Origin of the sequence: Campylobacter sp. BCW_4332, assembly GCF_001763175.1 — a bacterium.
In the GTDB taxonomy this organism is placed as follows: Bacteria; Campylobacterota; Campylobacteria; order Campylobacterales; family Campylobacteraceae; genus Campylobacter_D; species Campylobacter_D jejuni.
On the sequence record NZ_MJYF01000061.1, the window covers coordinates 1 to 19,312 of the forward strand.

Here is a 19,312-nt window from a genome sequence, read left to right on the forward strand (position 1 = left end):
GGGGGGGGGTATATCAAATTTATATTCAAAGATGTTCCTAGGTTGAAGAGGGAGTTTAGGAAGAAGGGATGAAATAAAAATTTCAAATCTTCGCAAAACATTAAGAAATCGTAATAATAGATTTCTTAATGTAAAATTTGTTAAAATGTTTATAAATCAAGATGATATCTTAACAAAGGGAGATAATTATGACTAGCGAATTAAAAAGAAATATAACTTCATTTACAGGAATTGTTGGGAGTGAAAAAATAAATGATCTTTGTAAAATTAAAAATGAAAGGAAATGGAACGATTATAGAGAAAGATATGAGAAACTTTCCAGATTAGAGATAATTCAAAATTTTCCTATTCAGATTGATTTTGAACTTAATGCTACTTGTAATCTTAGATGTCCAATGTGCCCATTATCTGTCGAGTTAAATAGTGAAAAAAAACAATATAAATTTCCGTTTGAATTATTTTGTAAAATTATTGACGAAGGAGTAAAATACGGACTAGAGGCTGTAAGATTAAACTATTTAAACGAGCCACTTTTAAGAGATGATTTGGAGGATTTTATTTTTTATGCAAAAAACAAAGGTGTTCAAGATATTTATTTTTCAACAAATGGTATGCTTCTTAACAAGGAAAGAATAAAGTCTCTTATAGCAGTGGGTCTAGATAGAATTCAAATTTCTATTGATGCAAACTCTGAAAAACTTTACAAAAAAATTAGACCTGGTGGAAATTATAATCAAGTTCTTTCTAATATTTTAACTTTAGTGGAGTTAAAAAAAGAGATGAAAAGTTTAACTCCTCTAGTAAGGGTAAACTTTGTTCGTACAGAAATTAATGAACATGAATTAGATAATTTTATTGATTTTTGGAAAAATAAAGTAGATATGATAGGTGTTCAAGAAATGGTTAAGCCGCCAAAAAGTACACAAGAATTATTTAGTAGGACAACTGAAAGAAAAAAGAAATTTCAATGTTCTCAGCCATATAAATTATTAGTATTTACAGCAGAAGGGAAAGTTCTCCCTTGTTGTAATTTTTATGGTGAAGAGATGCCATTGGGGAATATTTATGATTTTTTAAGAGAAAATCAGATAGAAGATGGGAATATCTTAAAATATTTTTGGAGTCATGCTAAAATAAAACAATTAAGAGAATTGCATAAAAAATGCGATTATGCCAAGAATCCTATTTGTAAAAAATGCATAGAAGGTGCATTATATGAATAGTATAAAATATATTTCGCGAAAAAAATGTGTTATTAGCAATACAGAATTAGAGTTTTTATCTAAAGATACATTTCCTTTATTTTGCGGCTGTGTTGAAACTGATTTGAAAGATGATTTGATTTGTGAACAAGAATGGGCTATTTCAAAATATGGCGTAATTCAACTTAAAAATCTTATTCCACTAGAATTATTGTATAAAAATGGACATAATTCTGGAACGATTGGAGAACTTTGGGAAGAACATCATAAAAAATTCGCAGATTTTATTGTAGAAAATAATCCTAAAAGTATTTTAGAAATAGGCGGAGGACATGGAAAGCTTTCACAGAATTGCTTAAATTTATTGGATTTAAATTGGACTATAGTTGAACCAAATTCTAAAAATAAATATGAAAATGTTGACTATATAGATGGATTTTTTTGTAAGGAAATTTTTAATAATAAAAAATTTGATACTATTGTTCATAGTCATACCTTTGAACATATTTATGATCCATGTAAATTTTTAGAAGAAATTTCTTTTATTTTAGCAAATGGTGATAAAATGATATTTTCTTTACCAAATATGCAAAAATGGCTTAGAAATAAATTTTCCAATTGTTTTAATTTTGAGCATACTATACTTCTAAGTGAATGTGTTTTAGAATTTTTGTTGCATAAATACAAATTTAAAATTCTTGATAAAAAATATTTTAAGGAACATAGTATTTTTTATTGTATTTGTAAAGATGAAAGTATTAATAATGAGAAAGCAACTTTGAAAAATCAGTACGAAGAAAATAAAAAATTATTTTTGGATATGAAAGAATATTATCGAGAAAAAATTGTTGAGTTAAATAAAGTTCTAGAAAATACTACTAAAAAAGTCTATCTTTTTGGGGCGCATTTATTCTCCCAGTACCTAATTTTTAAAGGGTTAAAAACCAATAAAATTGTGAATATTTTAGACAATGACTTAAATAAACAAGGAAAAAGACTATATGGTACTAGCTTTATGGTTGAATGTCCAAAAAATTTAAAACATAATGATAATTGTTTAGTTATTTTAAATGCTGGTATTTATAATGATGAGATAGAAAAGGATATTATAAGAAACATTAATAGTAATGTAGAGATTATAAAATGTTAAATATAAATAATGTGGACAGTTTAGTTAAAAAAGCTATAGATAATTGGAGTTATGAATTTATTGACAAATTTTTAAATAAAGAAAATTTATCTGATGAATATTTACTTTTAGTATATAAATTAGGGAAATATGATTTTTTATTACAAAATTTTGATTATATTAATAAATTATCATTATTTTTAGGTATTGATTCTAAAGACTTATATGATTTTATGTCTTTATGTTTAAAGCAAAAGTCTATAAATGAGAATTTCTTATCTGGTAAATATAAGACTTCATATATAGGATTTTTATCTTCTCGTTTAGATATTATAAATTATGAAGATTGCCAACTATTTTTAAAAATTTTAAATGAAGTAAGAAATTCTCAAGATTTAATCTTACAGTCTTTTTTTTTAAAAAATTCAATAGATTTTTTTTACATCAATTCAAGTAATATTTTTTTTAGAGATGGAATTTATTTTATTATGCTAGAAATTATATACAGTAATTTTTTAAATACTTTAGGTGGAAGATTGTATTATGATAAATTAAGAGTTATTGCAGGAGAATATTTTTATCAAAAAAAATCTTATTCAGGAAGTAGGATAGCTTTATGTCTAAATGGGCAGTTAAGACCTGGTTGGCGTGATAGTATTAAAGCGTTAATTGATTCTTTCTCTCATCTTGGCAATATTGATGTTTTTATATACTCTTGGAATATGGAAAATCTATGGCCAGGTTCTGGTGGAAATGGTATAGGATGGATTAGAAGATTTTTTCATCCTATGCTTCATAGATGTCCTCCTGAACTCATAATGTCTAATATCGATTTTTCTAAGAAATTTCCGAATGTTTTTAATGTAATTTCAAAAGAATTGAATAAAACAATTTCTATTAAAGATATATTGATTTTAAATAATAAAATAAAAAAAGTGACTTTAGAATCATATTCTAAAGTTGTTAATCGTTTAGGGGAATTAAAAAATGATTCTAAAATATATTATGGAATCTACCAAGTTTATAAAAGTATGGAAGAATATGAAAAGCAAAATAATTTTAAATATGATTTTATTATACGTGTTAGACCTGATTATGTTATAGAAAAGAATGATATAAAAATTGAAGACTTGCATTTATTAGAGTTAAATGATATCTATGATGCAAGGTATTTTTGTGGTCTAGATGGAAGTTTGCAAATAGGTAGAAGAAATGCAATGGAAATTTATATGAAAACTTGGGCATATGCTAAAGAAAATAAAGAAAATCCTTATTTTAATACATTTCTTAAAAATTTTCCGCAAACTTGTATGAGTCCAGGAAATGGATTTTTATCGCATTATTTTTTAAGCCAATGGGTAGATTTTTTAAAACTAAGAGTAGTGAAAATGAATATAAAATTTTCATATCTTAATAATTTTTTATTTGATAATATAAGTTTTCCAGATGTAAAGAATGAACTAAATAAAGATATTTGGCATATTAAAAAAAATAAGATATTTAATGAAGTTCAGATTGGTAAAATTATTGATTTTTTTGATTTAATTGCTAAGAAATATAAAATAATTTCTAAAAATCACAGTAATTTAGCAAAAACAAAAATACAAAATCACTTAGCATATAAATTAGGTCAAGCCATAATAGATAATTCAAAAAGTATATGGGGATATATAAAAATGCCTTTTGTCTTATTCTATATACGATACAAGCATCAAAAAGAACAGCTTGATTATATTCAAAGAAGAAAAATAAATCCAGAGTTAGTTTTACCTCCTTTGGAAGATTGTTCTGATTATGAAGAGGCATTAAAAATTAAGAATTATTTTTCATATAAATTAGGTGAAGCTTTTATTAAAGCAAGCAAAAATTGGTATAAAGGTGGGTATATCAAATTTATATTCAAAGATGTGCCTAGATTGAAGAGGAAATTGGATTAGGCGTTCTTTTTAGTTCGAGTATTTTTTATTTTATAATAAAAATTTCTTTTTCCATGGTAATAATATCTCCTTTATATCCTTTTTTTCTCAAAGATTTTATAATTTCTTCTTCATATAAAGGCGCTGCTATGATAATGGCTTTAAGGTCTTTAAAATTTTCTATATTTGGTTCTTGAATGATAATTGAAGAATTTTGCAAATACATCCCATGTTTTCTTGCATCAAGATCAAAACATTTTTTAATTTTAATACAATTTGCTTGATTGATATAGCAAGGCAAAGAGCAACCTTGAGAACCAGCTCCATAGATTCCTATAGAGTTATGGTTATTTAATAAATTATTTAATTTTTGAATGTTTAAACTAAATTTCTCGGCAGTATTATCAAATAATTCTATTGGATATATGGTATTTTGTGGTTTAGATAACTCTTTTTTAAAAATTAAGCCTAATATATCGCCATTATGTAAAATTATATCTTCTAGTAAAGTAAAATTAAGTTTTAACATCACATTAATAATTGTGTTTTTTGAGTAGTATCCACAATGATCATTATAAATATCATAAAACCTAGAGTATTGAACCGATTTTGAAAAATTTGGAATTTCTATATATACTAATCCATCATTTTTCAGTAGTTTTGCAACATCGCTTAAGAAATGAAATGGAGTATTAATATGTTCTAATAAATGTCTAAAAATTATTAAATCAATTTTATCTTTTAATGTTGTTTTTAATGTATTAAAATTAAAAAACCCTTGTATATGTTTAAGATTATTTATATTTTCCATTTCTAAAGAAATTAAAGATGGGTCAATGGTGTACATAAATTTTATATCATGTATGAGAGCATTTACCATATCTCCGCTTCCTGGAGCGATTTCTAAGCAAGTACTGTTTTTGTCGATATATTTTAACAAATTTTCTTTGATTAATTTTGTCGTATTATTCATAGCTTTTGATACTATTTTTCTAGAAAGGTAGGTTTTGTTTTGATATTCTTGTGAGATTTTATTTAAGTCAAATGTAGAATTAAATACATAGCCACAATTTTGACATTGCACTAGAGTTATAATATTGTTACCTTTACAATACCCCCCCCCGCAGCTACTATTGCTATCATCAAGGTTGTTAATAAATTGTTTAGTATCAAACTTTACAGTTGAAGTAAAAGCATTTAAAGTCTTAAAAAGTTCTTTTTGATTGTTTTTGTTTTGACATAATGGACAGTGCATAATTTTCCTTTTTTATAAAATTCTTTTAGATTTTTCCATATATTATATAAAATATGTTAATATTGTTCTTTTTGTATAGAAAATAAATATGAAATTATAAAAAACTAAGTGTAAAATCATGAAAACTCTACTTATTGATTTGGATGGAACTTTAACAATTGATGAAGAGAATGTTGATTATATTGATAAAAAGCCAAATTTTGATTTAATTCAAACTTTAAAAGAGTATAAAAAACAAGGCTTTAAAATCAATATTTTCACAAGTCGTAACATGCGTACATTTAATGGCGATCTTGAAAAAATTAAATTTCATACTTTGCCTATCATTATTTCTTGGCTTAAAAAACATGATGTACCGTATGATGAAATAATCATAGGTAAACCTTGGTGTGGGTATGAAGGATTTTATGTTGATGATAAAGCCATTCGTCCGTCCGAATTTATAAGTTTAAATTATGAGCAAATTAAAGAACTTTTAAAAAAAGAAAATCCTCATAAAGATGGCGGTAATAAATGATACTCATAACTTCTGCGAAATATTCATCTTCTGATTTTACTTTAGAATTTGGAAAAATTCCTCCATCTTTTTTACCGCTTGGTAATAAAAGATTGTATGAATATCAAATAGAGCTTTTTAAAAATTGTAATCAAAAAGTTTTTTTATCTTTACCCAGCGATTTTAAGTTAAGTAAATTTGATGAGAAAAAATTAAAAGAACTTAATGTTGAAATTTTATTTGTGCCAAATAATTTATCTTTAGGTGAATCTGTGGTTTATTGTTTAAATGTTTGTTGTGCTTTTGATGAAAAACTTTATATTTTACACGGGGATACTTTTTTCAAAGAACTTGCATTCAAAGAAAATTCTTTACAGGTTGCAAAAGTTAAGGAAAATTATGATTGGGCTTATTTGGATAATGAATTTCATACACCGTTAAAAACAATAGAAGATGATTTGATTTTAGCAGGAGCTTATAGTTTTTCTCATCCTCAGTTTTTGATAAAATGTATAGTTGAAAGTAGTTATTCTTTTGTAGACGGTATAAAATCTTATTCTAAAGCTTATGCTTTTGATATTATAAAAAATGATACTTGGCTTGATTTTGGTCTTATAACAAGTTATTTCCACTCTAAAAAAGCTGTAAGCACACAAAGAAATTTTAACAATATAGATATTTCAAATGGCTATATAAAAAAGTCTTCTTCTTGGCAAGAAAAAATAAAAGCAGAGATTAATTGGTTTGATAATTTGCCCAAAGAACTATTTATCTATACCCCTAAAGTTATAACTTATGAGGATAGTTATGAAATAGAATATATTTGCAATAATACTTTAGCAGAATTGTATGTTTTTGGAAAATTACCTAGTTATGTTTGGAAAAGAATATTTAAGTCTTTAAAAGAATTTTTAGATAAGTTGCATTCTTTTAAAAGCAATGATAAAGATATAAATTTTAATTGTAAGGAAAAAACTTTAAAAAGATTGCAAGAATTTAGCATGCAAAGTGGAATTGATTTGCACAAAAATATTGTTATCAATTCAAAATCTTATCCAAGTATTTTGACTTTAGTAGATAAGCTTGATTTTTATATGAACGATATTGATGAATTTTCATTAATACATGGAGATTTTTGTTTTTCAAATATTATGTATGATTTTAGAGCTGGTGCCATAAAAACCTTTGATCCAAGAGGGTTTGATTTTAATGGAAAAATTACCCCTTATGGAGATAAAAAATATGATTTTGCAAAATTAGTTCATTCTGTTTTTGGGCTTTATGATTTTATTATTGCAGGATTTTTTGAGTGTAAAGTTAATAACGATAATATAGAGTTTTTTATAGAAGAAGATAAAAATATTTTGGATATTCAAAAAGAATTTTTAGATGTGTTTGATATAGATGATAATATTAAAGCTTTGACTTTGCATTTGTTTTTATCTATGTTACCTTTGCATAATGATTTTAAAGAAAAACAAATGGCTTTTTTGGCAAATACTTTTATGCTTTATGATAATTTTTTTAAGGAGAGTAAATGATTATAATCTTTCCTATGGCAGGACTTAGTAGTCGTTTTACAAAGGCTGGCTATGATAAACCTAAATATATGCTTGATTTAAAAGGAAATAGTGTTTTTTTTCATGCCGTAAATAGTTTTAAAAAATATTTTAAAGACTTTAAATTTCTTTTTATATATAGAGATATTGAGAATACTAGCAATTTTATAAAAGAAGAATGTAAAAAACTAGGAATAAAATCTTACGAAAGTGTAAGATTAGAACAAGAAACTTTAGGTCAAGCCCATACAGTAAGACTTGGATTAGAAAGGGCAAATATTAAAGATGATGAGAGTGTTTTAATTTTTAACATCGATACCTTTAGGCCAAATTTTTCTTTACCTACTATTCTAGATTTTTGTAAAATTGATGGCTATTTAGAGGTATTTGAGGCAGATGGAGAACAATGGAGTTTTGTTTTAGCTGATGAAAATGACAATGTGATTAAAACTGCTGAGAAAGAAAGAATTTCAAATCTTTGCAGCAGCGGACTTTATTATTTTAAAAAAATAAAAGATTTTAAAGAAATTTTTGATAGAATGAAGGCTGAAAATGATTTCAGCAAGGGAGAATTGTATATAGCTCCTATGTATAATTATCTTATAAAAAAAGGCTTACATATAAAATATCATAAAATTTCATTAGATGAAATTATATTTTGCGGAACTCCAGAAGATTACGAAAGATTAATTTCAATATAAAATTAACATTTTACCATTTGACTTTATTTAAAGGATGCCCCTTATGCATAACCCAAACTCAGCCATAGAAAGAATAAAAAATCATTTAGCTTATAAATTAGGCAAAGTTATGATTGACTTTAGTCATCAAAGAAATAATTATAAATATGGGGGGGGGTATATAGCATTATTTAAAAAACTTTATCAAATAAACAAACAACACAAAAAAGAACAAAAAATTTATCAACAAACCATACAAGTTTTTCCTCAACTCAAATATCCAAATTTAGAAACATGCAGCGATTATGAGCAGGCTTTAAAATATAAATTTCATTTATCTTATATGCTTGGTGAAGTTCTTATACAAACTTTTCAAAATTTACATAAAGGAAGTATGTTTAAATTAGCTAAAAATATTAAAAAAGCCAATAGAGAATTTAAAATATTTAAAGAAATTTTTAATGATTTTGCGAAATTAAGTCCAAATATCGTTAAAGTAATTTCTAAAAATAAACAACTCTTTTTAAAAGAATTTTCAAGAATACAAAATATATTAAAAATTCATCAAGATTATCAACCTATACTTGATAATATTTTCTATAATTTTAATTATTTTATACAAAATTTTGATCTTATAGAAGAATGGCTATTATCAAATGATTTTAATGAAAAATATAAAAAAGAAAACCATCCTTACCCTTCATTATTTGATCCTAAAAAACTAAATGATGAAAAAGAAAAAATAAACTATAAAAACATATCAGCTGAACTTGCTTGGGAAATGAATCTACCTTTACCTGATAATTATGAATTTGTGTTTTTGTTGGTTCATGGTGCTGGAACAACTGCTATGACAAGATACTTAAGGTTATGTGACATTAATGTTAATAGACATTGGGGAGATCCGTTATTTCAGTATATAGATTCTTATCGTATGCTTGTGAACTCAAAGGCTTATAATGCAATTATTCTTGCTGGATGTTTAAATAAGTATAGTTTCAATTTTGGAATTAAGTTTTATAATTTGATTCAAAAGAAAATTCCTGCAATTTGTGTTATGAGAGATCCCATATCAGTTTTAAGACCTATTGTAAATCATTATGGAAATTTAAAACATCCTAAAGATAAAATTTGTAATTATATAGATATAGATAATTATCCTATAGAGAAAATTTTTAATATTCAAGTCCCTTACGCATATCCAGATGAGAATGGTAAGCCAACCTTGAATACCGTTAAAGAATATGCAGATGATAAATATGGAAATTTTTATATTCTAAATATTAAAATTAAAGAATTGCAAAATGTAATTAAGAAAATATATTATTTAGATATGATTGATATCATGCCTGAAAATTCTTTCAAAACTTTAACTCGGTTGTCTCAAATACTTCATTTTAATCCGCCAGAGTCTTCTGTTTTGTTTAGTTCAAAGTTAAATTCGTCTGATAATCATGTTGATTATTTGTTTTTTCCAAAGACATTTTATATGGAGTATGAAGGAAATAGAATAGAATTTGAAGTTACAAAATATAAATTATCTTCAGATGAATATTTGGATTATACGAAATATTTTATAGATAGTCCATTTTTATTGCAAGATATTGGAGTTAATATATATTTAAGCAAAAATAATGTTAAATATTTACATTGCAACCAAGACATAAATATTAAAGTAATAAATTATTTTAAAAAATTCATATTTAATTTAGAGGAGTTTTATAAAGAAGAAAGAAAAAAAATAATTAATGAATGCGAAATTTTAAATTTTATGAGAATAAATCCTGATATTTTAATGAAATACAAGAACAAATTAGATAAAGAACTTGTTCATATTAAACAACATCGTCCGGATATAGTAGCTTCTTGGAAATACTATCAAGAATTTGAAAAAATGTGCAAGGAGTTGGATGGTAATATTTAGGAGAAAGATTTGTAAATTAATAAAAAAAAGATATAATTGTGTTTAAAATTAGAGAAAGGAATCAATATGAAACAAGGGGATTTTACAGAGGTTGCAAAGCATTATCATAATAGGCCTGCTTATAGTCCATTTTTACTTGAAAAACTTGTAGCTTGTATCAATGATAAAAATAAAAATTTTAAAGATTTAAATATTGTTGAAGTAGGAGCTGGAACTGGAAAACTTACTAAGATGTTGGGAGAAATGTTTGGATGCCAAATTAGTGCTGTGGAACCAAACGATAATATGCGCGAAGAAGGGCAAAAATTTACACAAAATTTATCAAATATTTCTTGGCATAAAGGGAGTGGCGAAGAAACCTGCATGAGCAATAGTCAAGCTGATTGGGTCATCATGGCTAGTTCTTTCCATTGGACAGATCCTAAAAAATCTCTCCCAGAATTTAATCGTATATTGACAGGGGGGGGTATTTTACTGCGATTTGGAATCCTCGCCACATTGTAGAGGGTTCGGTTTTTGATGAAATTGAAAAGGAGATTAAACATATTGTTCCAGATCTTGCTCGTGTAAGCAGTGGCACTCAAAATGTTAAAAAATGGGAAGAAATTCTTGTTTCAACAGGAGATTTCACAGACTGCTTTTTTATGGAGTGTGACTATAAAGAGTTTTGGGATAAAGAGCGTTATCTTGGAGCTTGGCATTCTGTAAATGATATACAAGCACAAGCAGGTGAAAAAAGATGGAAGGAAATTTTAGAGATGATAGAAGCTAAAATTTCTCATATGCAAAGTATAGAGATTCCTTATAAAATAAGAGCATGGACAGCTAGAAAAGCATAAAATACCTCCTTTTTTTCATCAAGCTTGTCAAAGATGAAAAAAGGAAATAAAATGCAAAAACTAGTAGAACAAGTGTGGGATTATACCAAGCATGCTAAATTTTATAGCTATAGACCAAATTATGCTCCAAAAACTATAGATATGCTTATTAGTTTAGTTGGAAAAAAAGATATTAAAGTTGCTGATATCGGTGCAGGAACTGGAAATTTAAGCATTATGCTTTTAGAAAGAGGATGTAAGGTGGTATCTGTAGAACCAAATGATGCGATGCGTGAGATCGGGATAGAAAGAACCAAGGATCAAAAGATTGACTGGGTTAGAGCAACAGGCTTAAACTCAACACTCCAAAATAGTGAATTTGATTGGGTGACTTTTGGTAGTAGTTTTAATGTAATGGATAGAAATGAAGCCTTAGAGGAAGCACATCGCTTATTAAAATCAGAGGGATATTTTTCTTGTATGTGGAATCACAGGGATTTAAACGATCCTGTACAAAAAATAGCTGAAGATACTATTGTAGAATTTGTACCAAATTATACAAGGGGAACAAGAAGAGAAGATCAAAGACCAATTATAGAGAGTCGAAAGGATCTTTTTGATAATATTGTTTATATTGAAGAGGATTTTTATTTTCATCAAAGCATTGAAAATTATATTAATGCATGGAAAAGTGTTAAAAATCCTTACTGGGATTTGGAGACTGATGAAGGAAATGAACTTTTTAATAAAATTAGTGATAAAATTTCACAAAGACTTCCTAAGGAATTTAGCATAAAATATACCACTCGTTGTTGGAGTGCTAAAAAAATATAAAACTAAGGAAAAACATGGCGGAGTTAAAATTTAAAACCAAAGCGCAAAATTTAAAAAATTTACAAACAAAATTAAAAAAAGCAAAAGTTCTACCTTTGGTTTTAACTTCGCTTGAAGAATTAATATCAAATGAAGATAAAGTTTTACAGGATATTCAAACTTTAAAGGCTAATAGACTCATTATAAGAAGTTCTTCTTTAAGTGAAGATAGTATGAAAAACTCCAATGCAGGTGCTTTTCTTTCTTTGGCAAATATTAAAGCTGATTCTAAAGATGAATTATTAAAAGCTTTATATGAAGTTGCCAATTCTATGCCATCAAAAAGCGATGAAATTTTAGTTCAACCTATGCTTGAAAACATTACTCTTTGCGGTGTTGGTTTTAGTGTTGATAAGGATAATTTTTCCCCTTATTTTTGTCTTCAATATGATGAAAATGGTTCAAATAGCTCTATTACAGATGGAAGTAGTAAGAGTGCAAAAACTTACTATCATTACAGAGATTATTTAGAATTTAAAGATATTAGACTTCAAAAAATTATAGAACTTATAAAAGAATTAGAAGTTTTATATAACTGTTGTTTTTTAGATGTTGAATTTGCATTTGCTATTCAAGATGATGAGGAAGAACTTTTTTGCTTGCAAGTGCGTCCTTTGGTTATGCATGAAAAAAATAATTTATTTCACTCTTTACCAAAAGAAGCTTTATATAGATTTTATAAACGTTTTGAGTCTTTAAAAGAATCAAGATCTAGAGTTTTGGGAGATAAAGCCATTTTTGGGGTAATGCCTGATTGGAATCCAGCTGAAATCATAGGGTTAAGACCTAAGCGTTTAGCTTTTAGTTTATATAAAGAAATCATTACGGATAATATCTGGGCGTATCAAAGAGATAATTATGGTTATAGAGATTTAAGATCCCATCCTTTAATCCATTCTTTTTTAGGCATTCCTTATGTAGATGTAAGATTATCTTTTAATTCTTTTATACCAAAAAAATTAGATGAAAATATCGCGCAAAAACTTGTCAATTTTTACTTAGATAAGCTTAATAAAAATCATGAATTGCACGATAAGATTGAATTTAATATTGTTTATTCTTGTTATGACTTTAATAGTTCTAAAAAATTAGAAGAACTTTTAAATCATGGTTTTAATGAAAATGAAATCAAAAGATTAGAATTTTCATTATTAGAACTTACAAATAAGATTATTAATCCTAGATCAGGGCTTTATTTAAAAGACATACAAAAAGCTTATAAGCTAAAAGAAAGATATGATGGCATTATTAATTCTAATTTTTCTTTAATTGATAAAATTTATTGGCTTATTGAAGAATGCAAGCGTTATGGAACCTTGCCTTTTGCGGGAGTGGCTAGGGCTGCATTTGTAGCAATGCAACTTTTAAATTCTTTAGTTGAGATTGATTTTATAACTAAAGAGGAAAAAGATGATTTTTTAAATTCACTCAATACAGTGAGTAAAAATTTAAGCAAACAAACAAACCATCTTAACTTTCACAACAAGGATCAATTTTTGAAAGATTTTGGACACTTAAGAGCAGGAACTTATAATATTTTATCTCCAAGATATGATGAAGATTTTGAACTTTATTTTGATGTGGATCAAAAAGATAGTAAAGTTTATTTACAAGATAAAGCTTTTGTTTTTTCAGAAGAAAAGATAAAAGCTTTAAATGCTTTACTTAGAGAACATGGACTAGAGATTAATGCTTGTGAATTTTTTGATTTTTTAAAGCAGGCTATCGAGGGTAGAGAGCTTGTTAAATTTGAATTCACTAGATTGCTTTCTAAGGCTATAGTTTATATAGAAGAATTAGGCAAATATTATGGTATTGAAAAAGAAGATTTGGCTCATCTTGATATAAAAAGCATTTTAAATCTTTATTCTAGTCTTTATTCTATAAATCCAAAAGAGCAGTTTATGGAAGAAATTAATCGCAATAAAAAACAATATGAACTTACACAAGCTATAAAACTTCCTTCTTTGCTTTGCAATGCCGATGAAATTTTTTCTTTTTATAATCATAGTATTATTCCAAATTTTATTACACAAAAGAGCATTACTGCATTTACGGCGAAGGAAAATGATAAAGATTTAGAAGGAAAGATTGTTTTAATTTATGCAGCAGATCCTGGATATGATTATTTATTTACAAAAAATATAGCAGGACTTATTACATGTTATGGGGGTGCTAATTCACATATGGCCATTCGTGCCTCAGAACTTGGAATGCCTGCTGTTATAGGAGTTGGAGAAGAAAATTTTGAAAAATATTTAAAAGCTAAAAAAATAAATATAGAATGTGAAAGTGAGCAAATATTTTGTTTATAGGTATTACTCAAAGGCTTATTTGCAACGAAAGTTATCATGAAGAAAGAGAATGTTTGGCTTTGGATTGGGGAAAATTATTTAATAAAGATTTATTTAAAAATTTTACTCCTCTTCCTCTTAGCTATGAAATAGATTTTTCTCATTATAAACATCTAATAAAAGCTGTGATATTAAGCGGTGGCAATGATTTAAGTTTTTATAGTCCTAATGTTTTATCTAAAAAGAGAGATTTATACGAAAAGCAAGTTATAGAAATTTGTTTAAAAGAAAAAATACCACTTTTAGGAATTTGCAGAGGAGCTCAGATGATAGCTCATTATTTTAACAGCCATATAAGTCCTTGTGAAAATCATATAGGCAAACATAAAATATTTTTCTCAAAAGAAAAATTTATAAGTAATTCTTTTCATAATTTTGCTATTGAAAAATTAGGTGAAGATCTTGTAGAACTTTGCTTAGCAAAAGATAATACTATAGAAGCTTTTAAACATAAATATGAAAATATTTTTGGTATAATGTGGCATATTGAAAGAGAAAATGGACTTAATAATATTCAAATTTTAAAAGAGTGGTTTAGTTTAATCAAGGAATAATATGAATGCAATTATCTTAGCAGCAGGTTTTGGATCAAGGCTGATGCCTTTAACAAAAGATCAACCAAAGTGTATGGTTGAGTATAAGAATAAAAAAATAATAGATTATGAAATCGAAGCTTTAAAATCAGCAGGTATAAACGAAATAGCTGTTGTGGGTGGATATTTAAACGATGTGCTAAAAAATTATCTTAATAAATATGATATTGAGCATTTTTTTATTAATTCAAAATATGATAAAACCAATATGGTTCATACTTTTTTTTGCGCTAAAGATTTTATGTTAAAATGCATCGAAGAAAAACAAGATTTGATTATTTCTTATGCGGATATTGTTTATTTTCAAGATTGCGTGCAAAAGCTTATAAATGCCAAAGAAGAACTTGCTATAGTAGTTGATAAGTCTTGGTGTAAGCTTTGGAGCAAACGCTTTACAAATCCTTTAGAAGATGCTGAAACATTAAAGATGACAAATGGTTATATTATAGAACTTGGAAAAAAAGCTAATGCCTATGATGAGATAGAAGCTCAATATATAGGACTTTTTAAATTTTCTTATCAATTTCTTTCTGAAGTTATTGCTTTTTATGAAATGCTCGACCGAGATATTTTATATGATAATAAAAATTTTGAAAATATGTATATGACAAGTTTTTTGCAGGTTTTAATTGAAAAATACAACAACGCAAAAGCAGTGGAAATTGATGGCAATTGGTGTGAAATTGATTTTATGAGTGATTTAGAGGTGCAAATTGATAAATAGTCCTTATATTATTTGGCTTACTGGTTTAGCTGGAAGCGGAAAAACAACTATAGGTCAAGCTTTGTATGAAAAATTAAAGCTAAAATATAAAAACCTTATTTATCTCGATGGAGATGAGTTAAGAGAAATATTAGGACATTATGCATACGATAGACAAGGTCGCATAGATATGGCTTTGAAAAGAGCTAAATTTGCAAAATTTTTAAACGATCAAGGTATGATAGTTATTGTCACTACGATTTCAATGTTTAATGAGATTTATGATTACAATAGAAAGCAATTAAAAAATTATTATGAAATTTATATAGAATGCGATATGCATGAATTAATGCAAAGAGATCAAAAAGGGCTTTATACTAAGGCTTTAAATAAAGAAATTGATAATGTAGTTGGTGTTGATATAGAATTTGATAAACCAGGGGCTGATTTAGTGATCAATAATTCTTGTCGAAATAATTTAGAAGAAAAAGTTGAACTTATAATAAAGAAATTGGCATTGTGAAGTATTACTCAACATCAAAAAAACTTATCGCTAATGTTAGAAATTTTTATATCATTTCTTTATATAAGAAAAATTTAAAAATCAACAAAGATGACCTTTTCTTTGGCTGGGGACGCAAAAAATCAGGTTTAAAAGCTATGAATTTTGCTAAAAAATATAAGACTAAATTCATACTTTTAGAAGATGGATTTATCCGCTCATTAAACTTAGGGGTTGAAAATAGCCCAAGTTTTTCTATGGTTAAAGATGATATAGGCATTTATTATGATGCAACAATGCCTTCAAAGCTTGAAAATCTTTTAAATACTTATGAATTTAAAGATGAAGAAATCAAGCAAGCTAAAAAAGCTATAGAGCTTATTAAAAAATATAAAATTAGCAAGTATAATAACAATCTTGATATCCCAGATGATTATTTTCAAAAAGATGAAAAAAGGGTTTTAATTATCACCCAAACGGCCAATGATGCCTCTCTTGAATTTGGGCTTGCTAAAGATTTTAAAACTCTTGATATGATAAAAGATGCCATAAAAGAAAATCCTAAATCTAAAATTTATATAAAAACCCATCCAGATGTTTTAAGTGGTAAAAAACAAAGTGATTTAGATTTAAATTCCTTACCTAAAGAATGTATTTTAATCACTGAAAATTTTAATCCCATAGCCTTGCTTGAGTTTTTTGATAAGGTTTATACCAAAACTTCTGGTATGGGTTTTGAAGCTTTGATGCAAGAATGTGAGTGTATTTGTTATGGCATGCCTTTTTATGCGGGCTGGGGTCTAACAAAAGATAAATTAGAGTGTAAAAGAAGGATACGAAAAAGAAACTTAGAAGAAGTTTTCTATGCTGCTTATATACTTTATACTGAGTATTTTAATCCTTATTTAAATCAAAAAAGTAATATTTTTGATACTATTCAAACTTTAGCAAAATATAAAGATATAGAAAAGGCAAATTCTAATAGACTTTTTTTCTTTGGATTTTCAAAATGGAAAAGGAAATTTGTAAAACCTTTTTTTATAGCTAAAAACAATGAAATCATATTTCTAGATTTCTTAGATTGTTTAAAGAATATACAATTAAAAGAAAATGATAAATTTTTCATTTGGGGTAAAAGGATAGATTATAATACTCTTAAAACTACTCTTATAAAAAAAGCACAAGATGAGAATTTGCTTCATTTTACTCCTAAAATTTCTTTAGTGGAAGATGGTTTTATCCGCTCAATTTCACTAGGTTCTGATCTTACGCGCCCTTTTTCTTTAATCGTTGATGATAAAGGACTTTACATAGATTCAAATAAAGCAAGCAAATTAGAAGAGCTTTTGCAAAATGAAATTTTTGATGAAAATATGCTAAATAGGGCAAAAAATATTATAAAAATCTTACTTGAGAACCGCTTTTCAAAATATAATGGCTTAAAGCATGAAAATTTAAAGATCAATGCCAAAATAGGACAAAAGATTATTTTAATCCCTGCTCAAGTTGAAGATGATGCTTCGATGATTTTAGGGGGGTTTGGTTTATCTACTCTTGATTTGCTTAAGGAGGTGCGTTCTAAAAATCAAGATGCTTATATCATCTTTAAACCCCATCCTGATGTGTTAAGTGGCAACCGTGTGGGTTTAAAAGATGAAACACGCATCTTGGAATTTTGTGATGAGATTGTAAAAGATTGCAGTATTGATAGTGCTATAAAAATTGCTGATGAAATTCACACCATTACTTCTACAAGTGGTTTTGATGCTCTTTTAAGAGCTAAAAAAGTTTTTACTTATGGTATGCCTTTTTATGCGGGCTGGGGTTTAACAAAAGATAAACATAAATGCAAAAGAAGAACAAGAAAACTAAGTCTAGAGGAGCTTGTAGCAGGTGCTTTGATCACATATCCAAGATATATAAATCCTAAAACAAAAACTTTATGTGAAATTGAAGTTTGTTTAGATATAATGCTAAATTTACAAAAAGCTTATTTTTCAAAAAAATATATAAAATTGGCAATAGATTTTAAAACTTTTATGCTTAGAAAAATAAGAAGATTTTATGAATTTTTAGCAAAGAAATGAGATTTAACACTAAAATTAAAAAAGAATTTAGCGGTAAAAATGTTTTACTCTTGCAAGGGCCTGTGGGAAATTTTTTTCATCATCTTGCAATAAAAATGAAAAAAAAACAAACCAAAGTTTTTAAACTCAATTTTAACGGTGGAGATTTTTTTTTCTATCCTAGTGGAACGAGGTGTAAGTGCGATGAAAAAGATCTTGAAAATTTCTATAGAGATTTTTTTCAAAGCAAAAAAATCGATGCTATTTTAATGTATAATGATTGTCGTATTATTCATGCTAAGGCTATTAAAGTGGCTAAAGAATTAGGAATTGAAATATGGATTTTTGAAGAAGGATATTTAAGGCCTTATTGTATTACTTTGGAAAAAGATGGGGTGAATGCAAATTCTTCTTTACCGCGTGATAAAAATTTTTATCTTTCTCAAAATATTTTTACCAAAGAAAGCATAAAAGAAATTCCAGGTGGATTTAAATTTATGGCTTTTGATGCTTTTTTGTATTGGTTGTTTGCTTTTATTTTGGCTCCATTTTTTAACAACAAACTTCATCATCGTACTTTATATCCTTTTGAATTTTTATTTTGGTTTAGATCATTGTATAGAAAGTATCTTTATAAGATTACAGAAAAAAAACTAAATGAAAAGATTTATAATTTAGAAAAAAAGTACTTTTTGGCGATTTTACAAGTTTATAGCGATACGCAAATTAAATATCATTACAAAAAAAGCATAGAGCACTTTATAGAGGAAACCATACTTTCTTTTGCAAATCATGCAAGAGTTAAATCTTATCTAGTTTTTAAACACCATCCCATGGATAGGGGTTATAAGAATTATTCTAAACTCATAAACGATTTAAGTCAAAAATATCATGTAGAGGGAAGGGTTTTATATGTTCATGATACCCACTTGCCAGTTCTTTTAAGAAAGGCTTTAGGTTGTATTACTATAAATTCAACAGTAGGCCTTAGTGCTATTTTAGAAGGCTGTCCGACTAAGGTTTGTGGCAATGCTTTTTATGATTTTGAAGGCTTATCTTATCCAAAAAAACTTCAATTTTTTTGGCGTGAAGCTCATGCTTATAAACCCAATCCTGTTTTGGTGTGTAATTTTAAGAAATATCTTTTACAAACTAACCAATTCAACGGCAATTTTTATAAAAATTTCTTTTTAGACAAATAAGACTAAAAAGCTTTGATTAAGAGAGCTTTTAAAGCAAAGT

General features: G+C 26.7%; 15 protein-coding genes and 1 pseudogene. 15 read left to right on the top strand and 1 reads right to left on the bottom strand.

The features are described 5' to 3' along the window. The first annotated feature begins 188 nt into the window (after positions 1–188). The 3 genes from AJN64_RS06235 to AJN64_RS06245 are packed head-to-tail and all read left to right on the top strand — an operon-like array spanning position 189 to position 4,268. A complete protein-coding gene (locus tag AJN64_RS06235) occupies positions 189–1,223 on the top strand; it encodes a radical SAM/SPASM domain-containing protein (RefSeq protein ID WP_002891091.1) in 1,035 nt (344 codons plus the stop codon). Continuing rightward, complete coding sequence (locus tag AJN64_RS06240) at positions 1,216–2,352, top strand: class I SAM-dependent methyltransferase (protein WP_070292817.1); 1,137 nt, start codon at positions 1,216–1,218, stop codon at positions 2,350–2,352. Before AJN64_RS06235 ends, AJN64_RS06240 begins: the two co-directional genes overlap by 8 nt. Continuing rightward, positions 2,346–4,268 carry a hypothetical protein gene (locus AJN64_RS06245; RefSeq protein ID WP_052791390.1) on the top strand — a complete coding sequence of 641 codons (1,923 nt, stop codon included), beginning with the start codon at positions 2,346–2,348 and terminating at the stop codon, positions 4,266–4,268. Before AJN64_RS06240 ends, AJN64_RS06245 begins: the two co-directional genes overlap by 7 nt. Positions 4,269–4,293: 25 nt before the next feature. Here AJN64_RS06245 and AJN64_RS06250 read toward each other — a convergent pair whose 3' ends face one another. Then, entirely contained in the window at positions 4,294–5,502 is a 1,209-nt protein-coding gene (locus AJN64_RS06250; protein ID WP_052800160.1) for a class I SAM-dependent methyltransferase, read from the bottom strand. A gap of 118 nt (positions 5,503–5,620) precedes the next feature. Between AJN64_RS06250 and AJN64_RS06255 the strand changes: the two genes are divergently transcribed. The 12 genes and pseudogenes from AJN64_RS06255 (at position 5,621) to kpsS (ending at position 19,272) form a co-directional block, all read left to right on the top strand. Next, the gene (locus AJN64_RS06255; RefSeq protein ID WP_002917463.1) at positions 5,621–6,019 is read left to right on the top strand and encodes an HAD-IIIC family phosphatase; all 399 of its coding nucleotides are present in this window, start codon (positions 5,621–5,623) and stop codon (positions 6,017–6,019) included. Further along, entirely contained in the window at positions 6,016–7,539 is a 1,524-nt protein-coding gene (locus tag AJN64_RS06260; RefSeq protein ID WP_002917464.1) for a capsular polysaccharide biosynthesis protein, read from the top strand. Before AJN64_RS06255 ends, AJN64_RS06260 begins: the two co-directional genes overlap by 4 nt. Then, positions 7,536–8,258 (top strand): glycosyltransferase family 2 protein, encoded by a 723-nt coding sequence (locus tag AJN64_RS06265; protein ID WP_002917465.1) that lies wholly within the window; start codon positions 7,536–7,538, stop codon positions 8,256–8,258. Before AJN64_RS06260 ends, AJN64_RS06265 begins: the two co-directional genes overlap by 4 nt. Before the next feature lie 43 nt (positions 8,259–8,301). After that, on the top strand, positions 8,302–10,161 hold the full coding sequence (locus AJN64_RS06270; protein ID WP_070292818.1) for a DUF2972 domain-containing protein: 1,860 nt from the start codon (positions 8,302–8,304) through the stop codon (positions 10,159–10,161). Positions 10,162–10,227: 66 nt separating this feature from the next. Further along, positions 10,228–11,000 (top strand): annotated as a pseudogene (locus tag AJN64_RS06275) (class I SAM-dependent methyltransferase). 51 nt (positions 11,001–11,051) lie between these two features. Then, on the top strand, positions 11,052–11,813 hold the full coding sequence (locus AJN64_RS06280) for a class I SAM-dependent methyltransferase (protein ID WP_002875996.1): 762 nt from the start codon (positions 11,052–11,054) through the stop codon (positions 11,811–11,813). Positions 11,814–11,827: 14 nt separating this feature from the next. After that, positions 11,828–14,167, top strand: a complete 2,340-nt coding sequence (locus AJN64_RS06285) for a PEP-utilizing enzyme (protein ID WP_070292819.1) — start codon at positions 11,828–11,830, stop codon at positions 14,165–14,167. After that, positions 14,158–14,760, top strand: a complete 603-nt coding sequence (locus AJN64_RS06290; RefSeq protein ID WP_053872831.1) for a gamma-glutamyl-CDP-amidate hydrolase — start codon at positions 14,158–14,160, stop codon at positions 14,758–14,760. Before AJN64_RS06285 ends, AJN64_RS06290 begins: the two co-directional genes overlap by 10 nt. 1 nt (position 14,761) lies before the next feature. Further along, positions 14,762–15,523: a CTP:phosphoglutamine cytidylyltransferase gene (locus AJN64_RS06295; protein ID WP_053872832.1), complete on the top strand. Its 762-nt coding sequence runs from the start codon at positions 14,762–14,764 to the stop codon at positions 15,521–15,523. Continuing rightward, complete coding sequence (locus tag AJN64_RS06300) at positions 15,513–16,025, top strand: cytidine diphosphoramidate kinase (RefSeq protein ID WP_002932548.1); 513 nt, start codon at positions 15,513–15,515, stop codon at positions 16,023–16,025. The genes AJN64_RS06295 and AJN64_RS06300 overlap by 11 nt, the downstream gene beginning before the upstream one ends. Further along, positions 16,022–18,091, top strand: coding sequence for a capsular polysaccharide biosynthesis protein (locus tag AJN64_RS06305; protein ID WP_053872833.1), 2,070 nt, complete (start codon positions 16,022–16,024; stop codon positions 18,089–18,091). Before AJN64_RS06300 ends, AJN64_RS06305 begins: the two co-directional genes overlap by 4 nt. After that, positions 18,088–19,272, top strand: coding sequence for a capsule polysaccharide modification protein KpsS (gene kpsS / locus AJN64_RS06310; protein WP_053872834.1), 1,185 nt, complete (start codon positions 18,088–18,090; stop codon positions 19,270–19,272). The genes AJN64_RS06305 and kpsS overlap by 4 nt, the downstream gene beginning before the upstream one ends. The last annotated feature ends 40 nt before the right edge of the window (positions 19,273–19,312 follow it).